Consider the following 716-nt stretch of genomic DNA (forward strand, 5'->3'; position numbering starts at 1 on the left):
CATCACCCCCTGGTCCAAGTCATGCTGGCCTGGCAACACCACACCCTGACCGATGTGGACCTAGGGGATCTACAGGTCAACCCCATACCGGTGCAAACTTCCACGGCGCGCATGGATTTAACCTTCACCCTGGCCGAGAACTTCACCGAAGCGGGCCAGCCGGCCGGAATCGGTGGGGTAGTGGAGTTCCGCACCGATATCTTCAACCCCGCCACCATCGACACCCTGATCGCGCGATTCCAGCGGGTGCTGGCCGACATGACCGCGGACCCGTTGGGGCTGTTGTCCTCGATCGAGGTGCTCGACGCCGATGAGCATGCCCGCCTGGATAACTGGGGTAACCGGGCGGTGTTGGACCGCCCGGCGGTGTCGGGGGTATCGATCCCAGCGTTGTTTGCCGCCCAAGTCGGCCGCACGCCCGAGGCGGTGGCGCTGACTTTCGGCGACCACTCCTGGACCTATCAAGAGGCGGACGAGTCCGCGAATCGGTTGGCGCACTTACTGGTTGCCCGTGGGGTGGGCCCGGGTGAGTGCGTGGCGCTGCTGGTGGAGCGTGGCGCGCAAGCCATCATCGCGATCCTGGCGGTCCTCAAGACCGGGGCGGCTTATGTGCCGATTGACCCGGGCCTGCCCACAGCGCGGATCGGGTTCATGCTCGGCGATGCCACGCCTGTCGCTGTCTCTTATACACATCTGACGCTGCCGACGATCGCATA

Annotated in this window: 1 protein-coding gene; it reads left to right on the plus strand. The window is 64.8% G+C overall.

The annotated features are described in order from the left end of the window. Nucleotides 1-716: AMP-binding protein (locus tag A5781_RS23305; RefSeq protein ID WP_156624981.1), on the plus strand; the 716-nt coding region annotated here is incomplete at both ends.

Source organism: Mycobacterium sp. 852002-30065_SCH5024008, assembly GCF_001665645.1.
GTDB classification, from domain to species: Bacteria; Actinomycetota; Actinomycetes; order Mycobacteriales; family Mycobacteriaceae; genus Mycobacterium; species Mycobacterium paraffinicum.